This window comes from Dehalobacter restrictus DSM 9455, from assembly GCF_000512895.1.
GTDB lineage: Bacteria > Bacillota > Desulfitobacteriia > Desulfitobacteriales > Syntrophobotulaceae > Dehalobacter > Dehalobacter restrictus.
In genome coordinates, this window is record NZ_CP007033.1 from 1,206,980 (window position 1) to 1,226,636 (window position 19,657).

The 19,657-nt window shown below is 42.1% G+C and carries 19 protein-coding genes and 1 riboswitch; of the genes, 10 read left to right on the forward strand and 9 right to left on the reverse strand.

Annotated features, from left to right (window positions below; translation table 11 throughout):
- Positions 1-42: 42 nt before the first annotated feature.
- The gene (locus tag DEHRE_RS05800) at positions 43-1,599 is read right to left on the reverse strand and encodes a PucR family transcriptional regulator (RefSeq protein ID WP_019226674.1); all 1,557 of its coding nucleotides are present in this window, start codon (positions 1,597-1,599) and stop codon (positions 43-45) included.
- A 546-nt stretch (positions 1,600-2,145) separates the two neighbouring features.
- Between DEHRE_RS05800 and DEHRE_RS05805 the strand changes: the two genes are divergently transcribed.
- The 5 genes from DEHRE_RS05805 (at position 2,146) to DEHRE_RS05825 (ending at position 8,035) form a co-directional block, all read left to right on the forward strand.
- A complete protein-coding gene (locus DEHRE_RS05805) occupies positions 2,146-2,430 on the forward strand; it encodes a helix-turn-helix domain-containing protein (protein WP_025205444.1) in 285 nt (94 codons plus the stop codon).
- A 2-nt stretch (positions 2,431-2,432) separates the two neighbouring features.
- On the forward strand, positions 2,433-3,023 hold the full coding sequence (locus DEHRE_RS05810; protein ID WP_025205446.1) for a LysR family transcriptional regulator substrate-binding protein: 591 nt from the start codon (positions 2,433-2,435) through the stop codon (positions 3,021-3,023).
- A 314-nt stretch (positions 3,024-3,337) separates the two neighbouring features.
- Entirely contained in the window at positions 3,338-4,711 is a 1,374-nt protein-coding gene (locus DEHRE_RS05815; RefSeq protein ID WP_019226671.1) for an aminomethyltransferase family protein, read from the forward strand.
- A 357-nt stretch (positions 4,712-5,068) separates the two neighbouring features.
- Entirely contained in the window at positions 5,069-6,517 is a 1,449-nt protein-coding gene (locus tag DEHRE_RS05820; RefSeq protein ID WP_025205448.1) for an aminomethyltransferase family protein, read from the forward strand.
- Between the two features lie 597 nt (positions 6,518-7,114).
- Positions 7,115-8,035, forward strand: coding sequence for a DUF3102 domain-containing protein (locus DEHRE_RS05825; protein ID WP_144284041.1), 921 nt, complete (start codon positions 7,115-7,117; stop codon positions 8,033-8,035).
- Positions 8,036-8,087: 52 nt separating this feature from the next.
- On the opposite strand, the gene DEHRE_RS05830 is transcribed toward DEHRE_RS05825, so the two are convergent.
- Both DEHRE_RS05830 and DEHRE_RS05835 read right to left on the reverse strand, forming a co-directional pair.
- On the reverse strand, positions 8,088-8,327 hold the full coding sequence (locus DEHRE_RS05830; protein ID WP_025205449.1) for a DUF2922 domain-containing protein: 240 nt from the start codon (positions 8,325-8,327) through the stop codon (positions 8,088-8,090).
- Positions 8,328-8,365: 38 nt separating this feature from the next.
- On the reverse strand, positions 8,366-8,590 hold the full coding sequence (locus tag DEHRE_RS05835; RefSeq protein ID WP_025205451.1) for a DUF1659 domain-containing protein: 225 nt from the start codon (positions 8,588-8,590) through the stop codon (positions 8,366-8,368).
- Positions 8,591-8,615: 25 nt separating this feature from the next.
- Here DEHRE_RS05835 and DEHRE_RS14775 point away from each other — a divergent pair, with 25 nt between their 5' ends.
- Positions 8,616-8,783 carry a hypothetical protein gene (locus DEHRE_RS14775; RefSeq protein ID WP_158407239.1) on the forward strand — a complete coding sequence of 56 codons (168 nt, stop codon included), beginning with the start codon at positions 8,616-8,618 and terminating at the stop codon, positions 8,781-8,783.
- 610 nt (positions 8,784-9,393) lie between these two features.
- The gene (locus tag DEHRE_RS05845; protein ID WP_025205295.1) at positions 9,394-10,863 is read left to right on the forward strand and encodes an IS1182 family transposase; all 1,470 of its coding nucleotides are present in this window, start codon (positions 9,394-9,396) and stop codon (positions 10,861-10,863) included.
- 172 nt (positions 10,864-11,035) lie between these two features.
- Here DEHRE_RS05845 and DEHRE_RS05850 read toward each other — a convergent pair whose 3' ends face one another.
- From DEHRE_RS05850 to DEHRE_RS05875, 6 genes are all read right to left on the reverse strand, one after another.
- On the reverse strand, positions 11,036-13,291 hold the full coding sequence (locus tag DEHRE_RS05850; protein WP_019225746.1) for a DEAD/DEAH box helicase: 2,256 nt from the start codon (positions 13,289-13,291) through the stop codon (positions 11,036-11,038).
- 139 nt (positions 13,292-13,430) lie between these two features.
- Positions 13,431-13,718, reverse strand: a complete 288-nt coding sequence (locus tag DEHRE_RS05855) for a late competence development ComFB family protein (RefSeq protein ID WP_019225747.1) — start codon at positions 13,716-13,718, stop codon at positions 13,431-13,433.
- A gap of 128 nt (positions 13,719-13,846) precedes the next feature.
- A complete protein-coding gene (locus DEHRE_RS05860; RefSeq protein ID WP_019225748.1) occupies positions 13,847-14,596 on the reverse strand; it encodes an ABC transporter ATP-binding protein in 750 nt (249 codons plus the stop codon).
- A gap of 15 nt (positions 14,597-14,611) precedes the next feature.
- Complete coding sequence (locus DEHRE_RS05865) at positions 14,612-15,625, reverse strand: ABC transporter substrate-binding protein (RefSeq protein ID WP_019225749.1); 1,014 nt, start codon at positions 15,623-15,625, stop codon at positions 14,612-14,614.
- 84 nt (positions 15,626-15,709) lie between these two features.
- The gene (locus DEHRE_RS05870; RefSeq protein WP_019225750.1) at positions 15,710-16,507 is read right to left on the reverse strand and encodes an ABC transporter permease; all 798 of its coding nucleotides are present in this window, start codon (positions 16,505-16,507) and stop codon (positions 15,710-15,712) included.
- 16 nt (positions 16,508-16,523) lie between these two features.
- On the reverse strand, positions 16,524-16,811 hold the full coding sequence (locus tag DEHRE_RS05875; protein ID WP_015042425.1) for a thiamine-binding protein: 288 nt from the start codon (positions 16,809-16,811) through the stop codon (positions 16,524-16,526).
- A gap of 115 nt (positions 16,812-16,926) precedes the next feature.
- Positions 16,927-17,033: riboswitch (TPP riboswitch) on the reverse strand.
- 186 nt (positions 17,034-17,219) lie between these two features.
- Here DEHRE_RS05875 and DEHRE_RS05880 point away from each other — a divergent pair.
- The 3 genes from DEHRE_RS05880 to DEHRE_RS05890 all read left to right on the forward strand — a co-directional run bounded on the left by DEHRE_RS05880 (position 17,220) and on the right by DEHRE_RS05890 (position 19,636).
- Positions 17,220-17,939, forward strand: coding sequence for a demethylmenaquinone methyltransferase (locus DEHRE_RS05880; RefSeq protein WP_019225751.1), 720 nt, complete (start codon positions 17,220-17,222; stop codon positions 17,937-17,939).
- A gap of 240 nt (positions 17,940-18,179) precedes the next feature.
- Positions 18,180-18,602, forward strand: coding sequence for a CBS domain-containing protein (locus tag DEHRE_RS05885; RefSeq protein WP_019225752.1), 423 nt, complete (start codon positions 18,180-18,182; stop codon positions 18,600-18,602).
- Positions 18,603-18,997: 395 nt separating this feature from the next.
- Complete coding sequence (locus DEHRE_RS05890) at positions 18,998-19,636, forward strand: cobalamin B12-binding domain-containing protein (protein ID WP_019225754.1); 639 nt, start codon at positions 18,998-19,000, stop codon at positions 19,634-19,636.
- Positions 19,637-19,657 lie beyond the last annotated feature (21 nt).

Consider the following 19,657-nt stretch of genomic DNA (forward strand, 5'->3'; position numbering starts at 1 on the left):
GAATACATAATTGGAAAATTTATTATATGTATGCGCATACTCTTAGTTTTTATTTGTTAATATCAAACAAGTTATATATAAAATCAAGAATTGTTCTTCATTTATCTCTCTTAAATCAGTTTCCAAAATATCTTCGATTCTGTTAATTCTATACATCAATGTATTTCTGTGAATGTATAGATTTTTAGCAGTTTGTGAAATGTTGCATCCACTTAAAAGATAGCTTCGTAAGGTTGTTAAGAGCATGTCGCCATTTTTTTTATCATAGGCAGAAATTTTGAGGATTTGCTGATTGCATAAACTTTTTAACCCAGTAGATTCATTCAGTGAACTAATGATGTGTTTACTATAACATTCTTCAAAAAAACAATATCTTTTATGGGAAAAAGGCGCTCCTTCTTTTAATGCGGCTTTACTTTGTTTATAAGCATATTTTATACTCATAAAGTCGTAAAATTCCATGCTTATACCAGCGTTTACGTTCATTTCTGATAATAGTTTTTCAAATTCCTTAAAATCAGCTTCTCCTTCGCCTTCATAAACTAATTTATTTTCTTTTGTTTTTACGATTACAACAATTCCGTTTTCATATCTAAATAAAATACAGTTTTTAAAAATTACTTTCAGACGAAACATAATAAAGTAAAGTTCCTGATGAGACTTGGAAAGATCTTGTCCGCTTACATAAAAAAGCTTGAATGTATCATTCATTTTCCAACCTTGCTTCTTTAAGTAATACTCCACGATGCCCTCTTCAACAGAATACCCACTTAGTATTCGATCAATAAAATAAGGGATATCTCTATCGGGGATAGTAGTTTCTACGATATTTTCAAAATATATCCCCATCATCTTCGCAAAATAGGTAACAATTGAGCACTCTCCTTTTGTAAAATCACAATTTATGTCAGTTGCCCCTAAAAATCCATTCAGATGGTTTTGACTAAAAACAGGACCTAACAACCAGCAATTGTCTTGAAATTCTTTAGGAGGGCGAATAAGAAAACTGGAATCAGATCCTTCCAGTTTTTCATAAAACATGTTTCTATAAGTATCGGGAAAAATATCTACAGGAGCATATCCCTTCGTAAAGGCGGTTTTCCATATACTTCCTTCAATTGTTTTAGAATTCAAGACTCCACCTTGACCAATAAATTTAAATGAAATATCGAAAAGCGCAATCGGATTGGATAAAGGCTCTGCCCCTTTATCAAGGATGATCTGGAGAGATTTGCGCTGTAAAATATATTCCATCATAGTTTCTCCCCAACAATTATACTTGTCAAAAATGTCCTGGATTTGTTGAAAAACGAGCTCTGAATTAATATTTCCGTCTATGATAATTGCCTGATAACCGTAAGCCAGTATGGTACTTTTATCAATCTTACCTAATACAACAATGTTAAGTTTTTTTGGATTAACATCTAGAGACGGGATTTCTTCAGGAAACAACAGATATAAATAATCCGTGGTGATGTTCTTTTGATCCAGAGGTAAACGTCGAACTCCGCATAAATTTAACGGGAATTCATCATCTGCGATTATTTGAGGATGATACCGTTTTAATTCATCATAAAGAATAAAAATATTGATTTTCATAATCTTATCCTACCGTTCAACATTCTGGTAAATTTTATCTGCCTTTTCAAGCCCAATTATTTCCAGCTCGCTTAACTGGCTTTCATATAAATCCTCCCTAACTAAATAAAAATAACAAGAAGCAGTATTATTCATTGATTTCTTTTGGCTCCTAGTGACTTTCAATTAGCCTTATTACTCAAAATGTTAATTCTTGTTTTAACTCCTTTATTGTGCTAAAGTATATGCATTCTAACAAAGAATGCATCATAATGGAAATAATCGTTTTATCGTTGGTTATGCAAAAATTTTATAAAAGACAAGTATAAAACTGTTAAGCGCTCTCCGCATAATATCCAATTATTACTCAGTACTGGTAAACCGTGGTATGTACTGGACGTTCATGCAGACGGCATGAGCCCGACACGCCGATTTTACTCCACAAATTCTGAAAGGAGGCTAGTACATGATAATTGCAAGAAAAATTATAGCGTTGTATTATGGTAAATTTGGCATTTAAGCATACATCAGTATAATGAGAACGAATAAAAATTGTGAGGTGATATTTTGAAGATTAGCTATATGCATGAATTTATCGCACTGGCTGAAAATCTGAACTATTCACACACCGCAGAGGAATTATTCATATCACAACCAGCACTAAGCAGGCACATAACTGCGATTGAAACAGATATAGGGATTCAGCTACTTAAACGAACAAAACATAGCGTTGAGCTTACTCCAATGGGTATGATTGTAGTTAGTGAATTTAAAAAATTATTGAACAATATGAAAATTTACTTACTAAGGCTACGCTATTATCTTCCGGTTTTACAGGTAAACTCAAGGTAGGGATGTTATACTACGCCAGTGATGAATATATAACTCCAATAATGAGATTTTTCAAAGAAAAATATCCTAATATTGAACTTTTAATATCATCCTATCAGCCAATGCAACTTATACAAGATTTATTAAATGATAAAATAGACGTTGGTCTTACTCTTCATGAGTACTTTCCACATGCTGACCGCCTAATTTTTCATGATATCCGCAGCGAAAAATTAGCTGTGATAGTTTCTGACAAACATCCCTTTTTCTCAAAGGAATCTGTTGACGTAGCTGATCTTGATGAACAACTATTTATTTTCTTAGGTGACCAAGAGTGGCACAGATTTTGTGTTGAAAGATTATTAACAAACCACGGCATAGGCTTAAAGCATTTCACATTTACTGATCAGATCGACACCGTTTCATTTACTATTAAAGAGACAAATGGAATATTTGTGGTACCTCACCATTTAAAAAGTATGTCCATCAGTAATACAGCATTCCTTGAAATAAACGATAGTGAATTCTTTATCGATATGGCACTTGCCTATAAGGTAACTAACAATAATGCTGCAATACCATTATTCATTAATAATGTAAATAAAATTTTCTAACTATTAAATCAACTTTCACAAGTGGGAAAGTAACGGTATTAATTTATAAAAGTCTAAGAAACAAAGGCCTATGATTGACAATCAGATAACGAGATGTCAAACATAGGGATTTTTTTTTGAATTTCAAAATTTTTTTTTAACATTTTATTACAGGTTATTCAATATTCAATATATGCATAACCGGAAATAAAGAATAGTATTTCCATTATTAATACGCATCACCTACAATAAAACTAAATCCGGATTTATAAATCGATTTCACTTTTTCATAAGAAAAAATACTAAGCTATGCCGTAAAAAGGAGGATCAATAATATGATAAAAGAAGACAGTGCAAATATGATAGAAAAGAGTTTTGATCACCACCCACTAATTCCTTATGATCCATCTGTCATGATCTACATCTCTGCAGGTGATGTCGTTCTGCCATATGAATACACCAACTGGATGGATGAGGTCGAGTCATGGAAAGATGGAGCTTATATCTCACACTCTCTTAATCCACAGCCTACATGGCGTATCAAAGGCCCTGATGCGATCAAATACCTCTCTAGTGTGCTTGTTAACAACTTTGAAAAATTCCCCGTAGGCACGGCCAAACATGCCATCATGTGCAACGAAAAAGGTTTGAACATGGGTGATGGTGTGATGCTACGACTCGATGAAGATGAATTTCTCTTTTATGAAATGGGAGCACTATATATCGCCCACGTTTTCGAACAGGGCAACTGGAATGCGGTGGGTGAAGACCTGACCGGTACAAAGTTTATGTATCAAATTGCCGGCCCTCGCTCACTTGAGATCATCGAGGCGGCAGCCGGTAAAGACCTCCACGATATTCGCTTCTTGCACCACCGTAAAAGCAGTATAGCTGGGGTTGAAGTAAACGTCATACGAGTGGGTATGGCCGGTTCGCTAGCCTACGAGTTACATGGCGATGCTCAGTATGGCCGTGTTGTTTACAATCGTGTACTGGAAGCGGGGAAACCACTAGGGCTGAAGCGTATTGGTTTTCGCTCATATCTCATGAATCACACTGAGGACGGATTTCCACAGTTTGTTATACATTTTACTCACCCCTGGATAGTAGAGGATGAAAACTTCGTTGCCAAGCTCAAGAAGCGTGGCGACGTAATTAGGTGTAACACTGCCTGTAGAGGGAGCATGGGGCCTGATATCCGGCTTCGCTTCTGTAACCCTGTCGAGCTTGGATGGGCCAACCGTATCAGCTTTAATCATGACTTTGTCGGCCGTGCGGCACTCGAAAAAGAAGTCGCAAATCCCCGCCGCAAGATGGTCACGTTGGTTTGGAATGCAGAGGACATTCTTGATATCTATGCCTCCAAATTTAAGCCCGGCGAACCGTATGCCAACATTAACACTCCAATTCATAATCTCTATGACGGCAATGGGATGACCTTATTTGCCGATCAGGTACTTAAGAATGGAAAACTGATCGGAATAAGCTCAGGGCGGTTATACAGCTACCATTTCCGACAGATGCTATCTCTCTGCACGATCGATGTGGAACACAGTGACATTGGCAACGAAGTAATCGTTCTATGGGGAGATCCTGGTACTAAACAGAAGGAAATACGAGCAACGGTATCTCGCTTCCCTTATTTTAATGAGAATCGTAATGAAAACATCGACGTAAACACAATCCCGAGATTGGCGAAGTACAAATAGATAAACCTACAATTAGCTGATCTTGGGGCGATAAGATTGCACCACCATCATACCGCCAGAAATCTTCAGGTGGTATGACGGTGGCTAACTTATTATTTTGGCGAATCCAATCATAGTACTCCTTGCCGTTCCGTAAGAGCGTAATTATCGCAGGAATCAGTAGTATCTGTGTTAATGAAATTTTCTGAGCTCTTATTGTACAATAGTGCTGAAATTTCTTGGTTATTATTCTCCATTTATTTACGATGAAATGGAGAGTCTCTATCATTATAATCTACATAAGCAAGTATTTAAAACGATGCTGTGATTGCAAAGTTAATTTGCTAAAAAAATTAAAATTAAAGGGAGGAATACAAAATGTACGAAAACTACAAAAATCAGCATCCCATCGATACCACCGCACTTGATGCAGAGCACGATGTCAGTTATAGCAGTGGACCGTTTGCACTATCTACACCCGGAGGCGGCCTTTATAAGATGGGAGTATTTCCATATCTCATGCCTGTCTGGCATACGGATTGGAGGGATGAAGCATTATCCTGGCACTTGACGTGTTCATTGCACGCAGGTTTGAATCCTTCAGTGGTAACGATCCTTCGAGGCCCGGAAGCGAAAAAGTTCATGAGCGAAAACTTTGTCAATAATGTGGAGGATTTCCCCATCGGTATTATAAAGCATGGAATTTTGTGCCTCGAGAACGGGCTTATCGCGACACATGGCGTTATTATGCGTACCGGCGAGGAAGAATATGAGTTATGGTGGCACGCTCCGTACCTCAACTATCTATTCGGCCTTAAGGATTACAATGCAGAACTGATAGATATGACAATGAAAGTCTTTATTTTACAGCTTCAGGGCCCAAACTGCCTGTCAATTCTTGAGGAAGCTACCGGCGAAGATTTGAAGGACATTGACTATCGCCATTACCGCAATAGTACGATTAATGGTCATAAAGTACGTATTCTCCGTTTTGGCATGGCGGGTACACTTTCCTATGAGGTTCATGGGGAGGCCCAATACTCTAAAGAAATCCAAAAGAAATTAATCGAGATCGGCAACCCTTATGGTATTCGACAACTTGGATTCTCCAACTATTTATTGAATCATAGCGAAGGCGGAAACTTCCAAGCCAATCTCAGCTTCATGTCTGCTTTGTTCCTGGATGAAGGGTTCCAGAAGTGGTCTAAGCAGGGCTCAGACGAAGGAGAAGGAGAAGGAGAAGGAGAAGGAGAACTCAACTATTCTTCATTCGGCTTTGACTTTAAAGGCAGCGCCGGCGGCGATCCCATGAAAGTGGTGTTCAATCCAATCGAATGTGGACTTGGCAAGTGTATTAACTGGAACCATGATTTCCGCGGGAAAGCAGCTTTACTGGAATACAAAAAAAATCAGAAGCGTGACATTGTGACGCTTGAATGGAACGCCGAGGATATCATCGATGTTTATGCTTCAAACTTCCGACCGGGTGAAGAGAACTACAGCCCGATGGATTTCCCTGGACCTGAATCAATGCTCAACGGCTCTGCCAATTGGGTATTATCGACAGACTACGTTTACAATAAAGACGGAAAAGAAATCGGGCTTTCAACAAGCCGTACGCAGAGTCATTACTATCGGACAGTAATTTCAATGGCACTGCTTGATCTGGAGTATCGGGATTTTGGCACAGAGGTTTATGTACTCTGGGGCGAGGTTGGATCACGGCAGAAGAAAATACGCGCTAAAGTTTCATACTACCCGTACAACCGGGACAATAAGGACCGCACGGGGGATCAGGTCGATGTAAGAAGCCTTTCATCACGTTAAACAGAAGCTAAAGTTCTTCGGAGATCCAGAAATACGTCAGATGGGAGAGAGCAACGGATGCAAAATATCCATATAACAATGTCGGGTGTAGTAAGGATGTTGATTTAAATAATATTCCAAGATCCTAAAAGCAAAGCAAACTTTCTGTAACCTATACATTTGAATAGATATTAATATCAGTCTTTGTATAACTAATGCTCTCGAAGTCCGATGTCAAATTCAGGGGAGCTGGAAACGGTCAAAGGTAGGATTGAAATTTTTGAGTCTAAGAGCAAACTAATTATCCAGCTCCTCTATGCATCAATAATTATCACTCTAAATAGGAAGAAATACTATGGCATCTATATTCATCTAACTTGCCATAAATTGTCTAAAAGCCCGTTGTTCATGCGGGCTTGCTCTTTTAAGCAGGAATTTTTCCTGCTTTTTTTAGCGGCGTTTTATGGTCATGATATAATTGGCGATTATACATAAGTCAAAACAATTGAATACATATTCAATTGTTTTGACTTATAAAAGTTAAGCATTACGAAATTTCACCGGGAAAGTTTTGATACCATATGATACAGAATATATACAACCGAAAGGAATGTAAAAATGGAGAGCACGCCAACTGAAAGAACGCCGGCTGTCGTCGCCGGGGAAATCGCTGCCATCAAAGCACAAACAAGAAAGATATTGCTTGTCAGCGCGGTTGAAGTCGGACGGCGCTTGATGGAAGCCAAGGAAATGATCCCTTATGGGGAATTTTGCAAATGGCTGGAGGAAGCCGTTGATTACTCAGAGCGTGTAGCATATAAACTGATGCGCATCGCCGAAGAGTATGGACCGGGGCTGTCCGTACTATCCGAAGCCGATGTGAGTAATGTGCCTTTTGCCAGACTTGGTTACAGCCAGGCATTCGCCCTTTTGGGGATCCCCGCGGAGGAACGGGCGGAGTTTATCGCGCAGCTAGATATTGAGCATATGTCGGTGAGCGCACTGCAGCAGGTGATCAAGGACAGGAACGAGGCTCTTGAAGAGAAAACAGCGCTGGCCAAAAAACTGAAGATCCATCAAGACAAAGTTTCCGGCTTAGCTGAGGAGCGCGATCAGGCGAAAAAAGAGGCGGAGGCTAAAGAACAGGCATTATGGAGTGAGCAGAGCAGGGTAACGCAGCTGCAGCGGGAGCTGACAGTGCTTCAGAACGACAGTGTGGCCGCCCGGCGTATGAAAGAGATCGAACGGGAGCGCGATATAGCCAAGATCAACCATGCCATGGCACAGGCCGACGCCCGCTACGATCTAATCGTCAAAGGATTCGACGACCTGTTCAGCACGATCAGGGAGATGGCTGGAGCAGATCCTAATGCTTACAAGCTGTTTGTTAATCAAACAAGTGAGTTTATCGCAAAGACGGCGCGTAAGTTAAAACGTATCAAAAAAAATGACACAAACGGCACCGACAGAACAGGCGGTTCCCGAGGCTCCTGCTCCCGAAACACCATGATTTTAAGGAAGAACCTCCCAGCCGGCTAAGTCGGCGGAGGTTCTTCCAACGGGGCTTCCCCCAGGTTGCTGCGGTTATCGCTTACGCTTCCGGAGGATCGTAAAGATCATCCGTTTCCGTATTGATAACTTTAATATCCCGTTTAGCGGCCAAAGCGCCGCTCGCAGTGATGAATACGTCCTTCGTGATGAGTATATCCATCACGGCTTCAGCCTCAGCCTTCGTCAAGCCTGTTTTCGGATTGGTCAGGGTGATTGCGAATGTCTTGCCCCCGCTGGTTAAGAACGTTAAGCGCACGACTTTATTTGTGGTAACCGCCATTGCGTCTCACCTCCTTGTCTATCCGCTTTGGCTGCCGGTTATTCATCCGCCAGCTCCGAATTGCTGCTCAAGACCACTTCCAATACCTGATCCTGCACTAGGCTGAATAAGGCTGTTGCCACGTCATAGGCATCTTGGATCGTGGCATCGGCTCTTACGCCGCTGAAACTTTTCTTTCTGGTCACCGGGTCACCGGCAGGCGTTACCCCGGACTCGCATGTTACGACCAGCGTAGAAGTTAATGGTGTAGCAGTAACCGCCATCTCCATCATCTCCTTTCCGGTTTATATGACAGGCCGGCTTGTCCAGCTTATCGGTTTATTTTATGCCGGTGTTTGTCCGATGGTGACAGCCGGATTATGTCATAAGCGGTTTACCGGAAACAGCAGGAGCAGGGCATATCTTATTGGCCACTTTACCTTAGGCGGTATATTTACGGTTCTTTTCTTATGCTAAAGTGTATGCAATTACAACAAATGCGCATATCTCAGGTTATTTGTCAATAGTAAGATGCCCTTTCCGTTTCGACAAACTTAGAAACAATATGAAACTATTTGACCAAGGAATTCAAAGCAATACAGAGAATATCTTTAACGTTAGCGTAAAGCCTTTTTCTGAATGACGTATGGCAATGCGTTGTCATGGCTGGCGACCAGATCGCCTGGAACAGAAAAAAGGCCCAAGTCAGGACAGGAAGATTGAAAGGAGGTATGTCAGGCGGTCAGGAAGTGCTTAAGCGGCCGGGAGTCATCGATAGCAGCAAACGAGCAATTTCTTGCAGGAGTGGTATTTGGCTGAATACTGCTGGTCGTAAGAGCCTGAGTGTCGGGCAGTCAATCTTCAGAATTGGTTTGGTTAGGAAAAATTCAAAATTAAAAAAGTCTGCCTGAGGTTAATCCGGTCGGAAATGGCAGACTCAACAAAAGGAGCCCTAAAACGGCGAGGCCACTGAAAAAGTGGTACCTGAACCTCAAAAGCAAAAGAGCTGGAATTACGAAGAAAGAAGTAATTCCAGCTCTTTTTTGATACAATTAAATAGAGAAAAAACTTCAGCGCAGGTAATCATATGATAAAGAAACAAACAAGCCTGGCCTTAAGTCCCTATATGGGCATATACGATTTGATCATACCCAAAGATAATTTATTGCGACAGATGAACGAATTAGTGGATTTTAATTTTATCTACGACGAGTTGGTTAATGTCTATTGTCAAAATAATGGACGAGGTGCAATAGATCCAGTTCGGATGTTCAAATACCTTTTACTAAAAAGCATTTTCGACATATCAGATGTTGATGTGGTGGAGCGATCAAAATACGATATGTCATTTAAATATTTTCTTGATATGACACCGGAAGAAGAAGTCATTGACCCCAGTTCACTGACCAAGTTCAGAAAGCTACGGCTCAAAGATACAAACCTGCTGGATCTATTGATCCAAAAAACAGTTGGAATCGCTTTGGAAAAAGGTATTATAAAAAGCAAAGCCATCATAGTAGATTCTACCCATACCCAGGCAAGATACAATCAAAAATCACCTCGGGAGCATTTAATAGAATGTTCTAAGAGGCTACGCAAAGCCGTCTATGCCATAGATGATAAGATGAAAGAGCAATTCCCGGCAAAAGTTAATAATGGCTTACTGGAAGATGAACTAGCGTATTGCCAAAAACTAATAACGGTCATTGAAAACGCAGAACACATTTCCGGTTACCCTGCTGTAAGAGAAAAACTAAATATGCTAAAAGAAGTGGTTGAGGATGACCATGAACAATTAGCCTTAATGTCAAAGGATGCCGATGCCAAAATGGGTCATAAAACAGCGGATACAGCCTTTTTCGGATATAAAACTCATCTAGCCATGACGGAAGAACGGATCATAACTGCCGCAGTTGTTACATCAGGAGAAAAACATGACGGGAAACAACTTCAGGCCCTGGTAGAAAAAAGTGAACAAGCAGGAATTGAAGTTACAGATATCATTGGTGATGCAGCCTATTCCGAAAAAGATAACATCGTATATACGAAAGAAAATAACATCAATCTGGTTTCTAAGCTGAGTAAAACAGTGACACATCAACAATCGAACCGAATAAATCCCAATATATTTGAATTTAATAAAGATTGTCAGATGTATGTTTGTCAGGCTGGACATATGAGCTTTAAAAAGACAAGCACCCGGCCTAAAAAACATGCTAAAGACGGTACAGGAACGGTAGAATCCTACTTATTCGACGTGGAAAAATGCAAAATCTGCCCCTATAAAGCAGGCTGCTATAAAGACGGGGCAAAAACCAAAACATATTCTGTAACGATAAAACACCACACGCATGAAGAACAGGCCATATTTCAGGATAGCGAATATTTCAAAGAAAAGTCAAAGGAACGTTACAAAATTGAGGCAAAAAACAGCGAGCTAAAACATAGACATGGGTATGGTGTTGCATCTGCTTCAGGCATATTTGGTATGCAGCTACAAGCGGCGACCACAATATTTGCTGTTAATTTAAAAAGAATTATAACTTTAATGGGTTAAAAAGAGAGTGATAAACTAAGCCATTACATATAAGAATTGAAAAACCAGGAGAATGAGTCAATATATCTCATCTTCTGGTTTTTTGGTTGTGTGGTTTAAGCGAAAAACAAAGTGTTTTTCAGTGGCCTCTAAAACGGCTCCTCTTTTTGATGGCTACAGAGGGCAAGGCAGCTTAATTTAACTCTTGGATCGAAGCCTCATCTCTGTCCAGTTTCTTGATGCAGATGCTGAAGCGTTCTCTTAACGACTGGTCTGTTACGGCTTCCCGCATCTGGCGCAGTAAATCGATGGTTCGCCTTAAGACCGCGATAATGTCTCCTTCATCGAGGGTGCAGAGCTGCTGAAGCTCGATTAATGTGGCGCCTTTGCTCCAATGATACGCAAGGACGGCCGCCTTGGATTCAAAGCGCACAGCGTCAGGCCCGCAGATGCTCTGAATATAATTCAGGATTTCCCTGACAGGCTTAAAATCAATCTGGTCAAACTTTTGGAAATACTCATTACGTTTGCTTTCATAATCAATACAGGAAATCAGCGCAGTCAGCTGGTCATCATCCAGCTGTTCGATGATTCCTGAGTAAATCAACTCGGTTACCAGGATTTCCTGCACATAAATATATCTGGCGAGCTCCCCCCGCGGCAAAAGCTTGTCATTTCCGATATAGCCTATTTGCTGCAGTAGGGCTTTTTTTCTTTCAAATTCGGAATTAAATGTGTTGTAATCCGGCATTGAGAACAATTGATTCTTGAGGTCCGTGATTTCTTTTTCGAGGTTCATCCACTTTCCGGCGAAGGATTTACAGCTGTCGTTTTGTTTTCTGGTACATTTCTGGGGAACAGTCTTAAGGATCTTCTCCCATTTCATGATTTTTCGGTGCATCTGACGCCCGAAAATCTTATTGCGGCGTCGCGGGTCCAATTTATCATAGGCTTTATGAAGCCTGTCCAATTCTTTCTTTTTCGGGTAGTAATTCAGCGGACACCGATAGGTCCCGACATGCTCACAAAGGTTCTCTTTGGCTTGGGCTGATTGCTCGGACAGAAGACGAATCTCTTCTTCCGTTTTTTGTGCGGTCAAGATATAGGAATGAGCAGCAAAACTTTTTTTGAAATAGGTTTCGATTTGCTCCGGCGATAATGTTGCCAGGAGATTCAAAACTGTATTATAGGAAAGCCGAAACTGACTGGTCAGAGGTTCTAACTTGGCAATATCAAATTTTACCGGCGGTTCTTTTTCAAAGTAATTCAAATCAACAATCGCAAAGGAATAACCGATCTCGTCAATGCCGCGTCGGCCGGCCCTGCCGGACATCTGAAAAAATTCGTGGTTTGCCAGAGCCCTGAAACTGCGTCCGTCGTATTTGTTTAGGGAATCAAAGCAGACGGCCTTGACAGGATAGTTGATCCCGACACTGAAGGTCTCGGTACAGTACAGAACTGAGATCATCTTGGCCAGGAAAAGATCCTCTACGACGGATTTCTGCAAAGGCAGCAGCCCGGCATGGTGATAGGCAATACCTTTCCGGCAGACCCTGAATAACTTGCGCGTGGAAGAGGACCAAGTATCTTCAGCACCAAAATGCTCCAAAAAAATGTTTTTCACTTCTTTGCTTTGTTCCGACGACAGATAGTTTTTGATATTGGCCAGTTCATGCGCTTTATCGGCGCATTGCTTTCTGCTGAATACAAAATAGAGGGTAGGAAGATATTGTTTATCAACAGTTTTGATCAGGTCAAGATGTGACGTCGGTTTAAACAGCGGGGAATTATCGGTTCTGTCCGTGGATTTAAGCTTCTGATAATAGAACCTGATCAGGTCATCATAGCCGATGATGCCGGTGTCCTGACAAAAATAATAATATTCCAGAGGAACGATCCTTTGCTGTTCCTCGATCAACACAACGGTGTCTTTGCGGATGGCCTCGATCCAGCCCTTCAGTTCCACGGCATTGGCAATTGTGGCACTTAAGCCCAGAATCTTAATATTTGGCGGAGCGAGAATGATGGATTCTTCCCAGACTGTACCTCTGTCCTCATCATTAAGCCAGTGAATCTCATCAAAGATGATATAGGAAACGTGCTCCAGTTCCGGGTCATTGGTGATGACCTGGTTGCGGAAGATCTCTGTCGTCATGATCAGCAGCGGAGCGCCAGGATTGATCACAACATCCCCGGTCATGATCCCGACGGTCTCGCTGCCAAATTGGTGGGAAAAATCTTTGAATTTCTGGTTGCTTAACGCTTTTATCGGTGCTGTATAAATAATCCGTTTGCTTTCCCGAATTGATTTTTCGACCAGATAATCTGCTACCATTGTTTTTCCTGTCCCGGTAGGGGCTGAGACAATGACGGAATGCCCGTGATTGATTGCTTCAATCGCATCCATTTGGAATTGGTCGAGTTTTAGTCCCTGATACTCGGAAATCACGCTGATCACCTGCTTTTATTTTGAAGTCGCAATCATTGTAACAGAGTAAATAGCGATAATCAAATCCAGGATTGGAAAAAGTAAAGACGCCTCATATCATTTGAAGCGCCTTTGCAACTGTCATTAATCCCATGCGGGTTTATTCTTCTTTCTGGTCAAGCGGATGGGACGGGAAAGCAGCAACTATCTGGGCAGCACCAACGACTTCTGCCAAAACTCGGGCTTTGTCCGGAAACATTTGTGATTCAAAGTGTGTCATGACTTCGCCTTTTAAGGAAACATAATATCTTGGAGGGAAGCGGTTCAGTACAAAAGCCATTATGTCGGCCTGACACCGTTCGCATTTGCAAGGGATATTGGCGACGGGCAGATAATCTTCCAGTGTTTTCTTCACGATGACTTCACTAAAATTTTTTAGTTCATACATTAGTCTTATCCTCCCTGGGAAAAAATGCTTACCCTATTTTAACATATCGCGCCAAAGGGTAAAAGAACCCAGCGGGATTTCGAAAAAGTTTTTCAGGTATTGAAACATCTTCAAACGTTCTTTGGATATCAAGTTCCCAGCAAGTGAAACAGTTTTGTCTTCAAAGGCAATATCCCGGAAGAAAAAATCAGTTCCGGATCACGCGGCCGGGGAAACGGAACGTCGATGATCTCGACAACTTCTGCCGGGTATTTGCTGAGTACAAAAATTTTATCCGACAGCAGAATTGCTTCTTCAATATCATGGGTAATAAAGAGCACGGTATGCTTCGTTTCAATCCAGATTGACAGCAGCCAAAGCTGCATTTCTCTGCGGGTCAGGGCATCAAGCGCCCCGAAAGGCTCATCCAAAAGCAGCGTGGGCTGTCCGAATAGGATGGTTCGGAGCAGGGCGCCACGCTGTTTCATGCCGCCGGAAAGCTGATGAGGATAGTAATCGGCAAAATCGAGCAGCCCGAAATGTTCCAGACCCTTGATGGCCTCGACTGAAGAGATTTTTTTATCCTGGCGTCTGAGATCGCAGCCCAGCGTTACATTTTCCCGAAGAGTCCGCCACGGAAGAAGCAGGTCTTTTTGAAACATGTAGCCGACATGTCCTGGCATTCCGGTGATTTCTTGGTCATCGAGAAGGATTTGCCCCTGGTCGGGCTTTTCAATACCGGCGATAAGATTGCACAGCGTACTCTTGCCGGAACCGGAAGGCCCGATCAGGGAGACGAAAGAACCGCTCTCGATGGTCAGATTCAAATCCCGGAAAATCTCCATGGATTGACCGTTTTCGATATAGGTTTTCGAAAGGTTTTTTAAGGCAAGTGTCAAGGCGTCTGACCTCCGTTATCTGGTCGGAAGAAAATCATTGGTAAAAGCTTTGGATGAATCCATCATTTTGGTGACGAGCTTATTGTCATAGAGCCACTTGCTGTAGTTTTCCCAGACAGTTGCTTTCTGGACACCCCATTGTTTCGCATCGGCTTTGTACTGCGGGCTCAGCCAGGCCTGACTGCGTTTGATCATTTCCGGATCGGATTCAGGAGCGTATTTGATCAAGATTTCAGCTGATTCTTCCGGATTCCCAATTGCATATTCGTAGCCGGCACCGATTGCCTGCATCATTTTGCGGACAGTATCGGGGTTACTCTGAATCATTTCCTCGTTCGAGACAATGACCGGTGTGTAATAATCGAGGGCAGGGTCGATATCTTTCAGCCAGATCATATTAAGTTCCTGTCCTCTGATTTCAGCCTGGATACCTGTCCAACCATAGAAAATCCAGGTCAGATCAATATTGCTATTCAAAGAGGCCAACTGATCGGTTTCCCCGATATTGACCATGTTGATTTTGCTGAAGTCGGCATTTTCTTTTTGCATCAGCGCTGTAAGGATCGCGGTTTCCGAAGGCAACCCCCAGCCGCCGTATGTTTTTCCTTCAAAATCCTTGGCTGTCAGGATATTCTTGCTTCTCAGCGAGACAAAACCAGAGGTGTTGTGTTGAATGATAGTTGCCAGAGAGACAAGTGGCAAGTCACTGAGGCGGGCAGATGTAACCTGTTCCTGTGCACTGATACCAAAATCTACCTTTCCGGTTGCAACAAGCTGCTCGAGTGTTCCTTGGCTCGATGGGTTGACAATGTTGACTTCGAGTCCCTGGTCTTTGAAATAGCCTTTATCCTGAGCAACAAATAGCCCGGTATGATTCGTATTCGGTGTCCAGTCCAGCATAAGCGTTAGTTTAACCGGCTGGTTATTCTGGACGGAGTTCTGTTCAGCCTGTTTGCTGCAACCCGAAAGAGTCACAGTGAGAATCAGAAGGAGCACAATAAACGTAACCAATATCTTTTTCGTTTTCATTTCTATACCTCACTTGTATTTTTTGGGGGGCGAAGGAACGTATCTTTTCTCCTTGTTTACGGGGACGAAAGATACGTCCCTGGGTCAGCTTGTCCGTCTGTATCGGGAATACCAGGGAAGCAGTAGCCTGGTCAGAATAATAATGATTGCATAATAAAAGAAGCTGAGAGCAGTGATTGCAATGATTGCTGCAAATACTCTGTCGGTAAGGAAATTATTCGAAGAACGCAGCAGATAGACACCGAGCCCTTGGCTTGCTCCAAGCCATTCACTGATGACAGCCGTCATGACACTGTAGGCAGCAGCAATTTTCAAGCCTGAAAACAGTGCCGGCATAGCGTGAGGCCAACGGATTAGGGAGAATACCTGCCATTTGGATGCGCCCATGCTTTGCAGCAGATGCAGAAGATCTAAATCGCTTAATTCAAGGCCTTCAAGCAAACTGATCGCGATCGGAAAAAAACAGACCAGAACGACAATCAAGATTTTAGGCAGTACCCCATACCCCAGCCAGAGCAACAGCAGCGGTGCGACCGCTATCAAGGGGATCGTCTGGGAAATGATCAGAAATGGGTAAAACACCCGCCGAGACAGCGGAAACAGCGTCATTAGTGTGCTGACCGTCATGCCCAGAGCAACAGCGAGCCCTAAGCCCAACGTCGTCTCAATGATCGTTGCTTTGGTATGGCCCCAGATCACGTCCTTCGTATTCCAGAGAGCTTTCCCGATCTGAGAAGGAGAGGGAAGAAGCCAGCGGGGGATGCTGAAGTAATTTACCGTAAGCTGCCAGACTGCCAGCAGCACAACCAAAAAGAAAAGGGCAGGGGCATACCTCAGCAGTACAGCCGGTGGTCGGAATCTCCGGCTATTGTTTTTCAGCAATGGGAATCCCTTCTTTTCAGCGGTACTTGGCAATTTTCTCATTGATCGTGGAACCCTGGGGTACATAGTCAATTTTTACATTGGTCATTACCCTGGAAGCCCCGGCTTTGATACAAGCCTCCATAGCATCTTTGATGACCTGCCAGATTTCATCAGGCTCTCCTTCAAGTGCTGTTTCCATCGGACCGACTTCGTAGGGAAGGCCGCTTTGGGCGACAACTTTGATTGCTTCATCAACAACCGGATAGATTCTGGATTCCTCAACTTTTGGAATGACCTGAAAGGCCATTGTTATCTTCGCCAAAATACATTTCTCCTTCACGTATTTTATAGATTACTGTCCGTGACTTTGTAAATAATAAGACACTGCTTATCAACCATGACCGACAAACAAAAAACGCTGCAAAGGCAGCGCAGTTATTAAAGTTTTTTATTATTACTACGCTGGCATTACCCAGATCAGTTTTAAGGGTCGGATACGTGATATCCCTCTCAGCCAGCATCCCCAGCTCCCCATACTATTAAATTAGTTTTATCCTACCATAGTTGAAAATCATTAGCAATAGTGTTTTAGATTACTGTTTGCTTTTCATCAGATCATTTGCTTCTCAGGTGAGATATTCTAGATAGTTCTTAAATTGGACAATTTGGGCTAATTATCATATGATAGTACTGACCATATACTGGGCAAGATGGTACAAGGAGAGAGAAAATGGATTTTGCAGGCAAAGATAAATCAGAATACGTCAAGGAAACGTTTAACGCGATTGCCGGGAAATATGATCTAATGAATTCCCTGATGAGTATGGGGATGGATAACGCCTGGCGGGCCAAAGCAGTCAGGATTGTCGAGGCTAAACCCGGAATGAAGATGATTGACCTGTGCTGCGGAACCGGCAAGCTTACCAGAGAAATTGCCGTCGCCGTCGGGGATTCCGGCAGAGTCACCGGAGTCGATTTTTCAGAGGAAATGCTGGTTGTGGGCCGGAAAAATATTGAAAATGACCGTTACAAAGCGAGTATTGAGCTTTTGCAGGGCAATGCGATGAGCTTGCCTTTTACCGACAACAGTTTTGACGGAGCGACCGTTGGCTGGGGGCTCAGGAATCTTCCTGATCTGCGCCGCGGAATCCGGGAAATGATCCGTGTTGTCAAACCTGGTTCGATGGTTGTATCTCTGGATATGGGAAAACCGACTATACCGGTTTTCAAACAGTTTTACTGGCTGTATTTTGAGAAGATCGTCCCGTGGCTGGGAAAAATCCACGGCGGAAAACAAAAAGAATACACGTATCTTTATGATTCAGCCTGTGAGTTTGAATCTCAGCGTCAGCTCACCCTGATCTTTGCTGAATGCGGACTTCAGGATACGGGATATAAAAATCTTGTCGGCGGTGTTGTGGCGATCGTGTATGGCCGAAAACCAAAATGAATCAAACAAATAGAATAAAAATAAGGAATTCAATTATAAACAACAATAATAGCAGTAAATAACGTAATAAAATTATCCCCGGGTCAACCGAGGATAATTTTATTTTTACAGCAAAAGATAGTATAGATAATCATTTTTCTTTAATTAAAATCAACGTTTTACAAAGGGATTATTTACTGACATAATTCATTGGTTTCAGTGAAAAACTAGTGGAAATATTAAAACGGAGGTGTTTTTTATATGCGGGTCATGGATATTATGTCAACAGATGTAAGCTGGGTGGACCCAGCAGCCAAAGTTACGGATATCGCTAAAATTATGAGAGATAAAGATATTGGTGCTGTTCCGGTCGTTCAGGCCGGCAAAGTATTGGGAATTATTACAGACCGGGATATTGTTCTGAGGGTCATCGCTTCGAACAAGGATGTCAACCAGATGACGGCCGAGCAGTGCATGACGGTAGATCCAATCTGTATCGATGGCACGCAGGATATCGATACTGTTGCTGAAACCATGGCTGAATACCAGGTAAAACGTCTTCCTGTGCTGAACAAGGGGCAAATTATTGGGGTCATTGCGTTAGGTGACCTCGCGATTGAAAATATTCATATCAATGAGGCTGGAGAGGCTTTAAACGGGATATCGCGAGGCATCAGCCATTAATGCCAGATAGGAAAGATACTTCAATCATAAATGGGATATGCTTTACAATGGCATATCCCATTACATATTTTATGGAGGTTTTATGAGTGAAAACAAAATATCATTTTTAAGCGGCTCTTTTTTATGGTTTGGTGCTGCAATTTTCTCAGGCAGTTACGATGTGGTGGAAATTCAATAAATAGATACTGTCAGACAAAATCCAAAAGTATGAATTGAGATACATGTACCATAAAAGATTGTGTAATGTTACAGCTAAAGCAGTTCTAAAGATGCAATCAATGATCCGGATATATTTGAACATAAAATTTCTAAAAATCATTTCATACTAAATTTAAAAAAATGTATATTTGGTATAGTTGCTTGTATACACAAATTTTTATGGAGGATGATCTGAAGTGGTGGATTTGAAAGTCCTGACTCAAGCGATGTCCGATTTGGACGAAGACGTGCTAAACAAGGCCATTGATGAAGTACTAAGTAAAGACGACAATGCCGCAGAAGCTCAAGAAGTTGTTAAAGCTTGTCAGCAAGGTATGACACTCGTAGGTGAACGCTATGATTCGGGCGAGTACTTTATTGGAGATTTGGTCTTCGCCGGGGAAGTGTTGCAAAGTGTAATGGACAAGCTCAAACCGGCTTTAAGTGCAGGTTCCTCAGCAAAAGGCGGAAAGATTGTTTTAGCTACAGTCTTTGGAGATATTCATGACATAGGCAAAAATATTTTCAGATCCGTGGCTGAAGCCGCGAGTTTTGAGGTGATCGACCTGGGGATCAATGTTCCGGTTAACCAGATCGTGGACAAGGTAAAAGAGGTTAACCCTGATATTATAGGATTAAGCGGCGTACTGACTTTGGCGCTGGATAGTAAGAAAGAAACAGTTAATGCGCTTAATGAAGCAGGCCTTAGAAATTCAGTTAAGGTGATTATCGGCGGAGTACCCGTTAATGAGAATGTATGTAAAAGTATAGGTGCCGATGCCTTTTCGACAAACGCAGCTGAAGGTGTAAAAATATGCCAGAGATGGGTGGGTTGATCAATAAGTGAAGCTATGAAC

What these genes read in the sequence shown, in the direction of transcription:
- DEHRE_RS05800 (WP_019226674.1), bottom strand. Translation starts at nt 1,599, where the DNA reads ATGAAAATCAATATTTTTATTCTTTATGATGAATTAAAACGGTATCAT.
- DEHRE_RS05810 (WP_025205446.1), top strand. Translation starts at nt 2,433, where the DNA reads ATGTTATACTACGCCAGTGATGAATATATAACTCCAATAATGAGATTT.
- DEHRE_RS05815 (WP_019226671.1), top strand. Translation starts at nt 3,338, where the DNA reads ATGATAAAAGAAGACAGTGCAAATATGATAGAAAAGAGTTTTGATCAC.
- DEHRE_RS05820 (WP_025205448.1), top strand. Translation starts at nt 5,069, where the DNA reads ATGTACGAAAACTACAAAAATCAGCATCCCATCGATACCACCGCACTT.
- DEHRE_RS05825 (WP_144284041.1), top strand. Translation starts at nt 7,115, where the DNA reads ATGGAGAGCACGCCAACTGAAAGAACGCCGGCTGTCGTCGCCGGGGAA.
- DEHRE_RS05830 (WP_025205449.1), bottom strand. Translation starts at nt 8,327, where the DNA reads ATGGCGGTTACCACAAATAAAGTCGTGCGCTTAACGTTCTTAACCAGC.
- DEHRE_RS05835 (WP_025205451.1), bottom strand. Translation starts at nt 8,590, where the DNA reads ATGGCGGTTACTGCTACACCATTAACTTCTACGCTGGTCGTAACATGC.
- DEHRE_RS14775 (WP_158407239.1), top strand. Translation starts at nt 8,616, where the DNA reads ATGACAGGCCGGCTTGTCCAGCTTATCGGTTTATTTTATGCCGGTGTT.
- DEHRE_RS05845 (WP_025205295.1), top strand. Translation starts at nt 9,394, where the DNA reads ATGATAAAGAAACAAACAAGCCTGGCCTTAAGTCCCTATATGGGCATA.
- DEHRE_RS05855 (WP_019225747.1), bottom strand. Translation starts at nt 13,718, where the DNA reads ATGTATGAACTAAAAAATTTTAGTGAAGTCATCGTGAAGAAAACACTG.
- DEHRE_RS05865 (WP_019225749.1), bottom strand. Translation starts at nt 15,625, where the DNA reads ATGAAAACGAAAAAGATATTGGTTACGTTTATTGTGCTCCTTCTGATT.
- DEHRE_RS05880 (WP_019225751.1), top strand. Translation starts at nt 17,220, where the DNA reads ATGGATTTTGCAGGCAAAGATAAATCAGAATACGTCAAGGAAACGTTT.
- DEHRE_RS05885 (WP_019225752.1), top strand. Translation starts at nt 18,180, where the DNA reads ATGCGGGTCATGGATATTATGTCAACAGATGTAAGCTGGGTGGACCCA.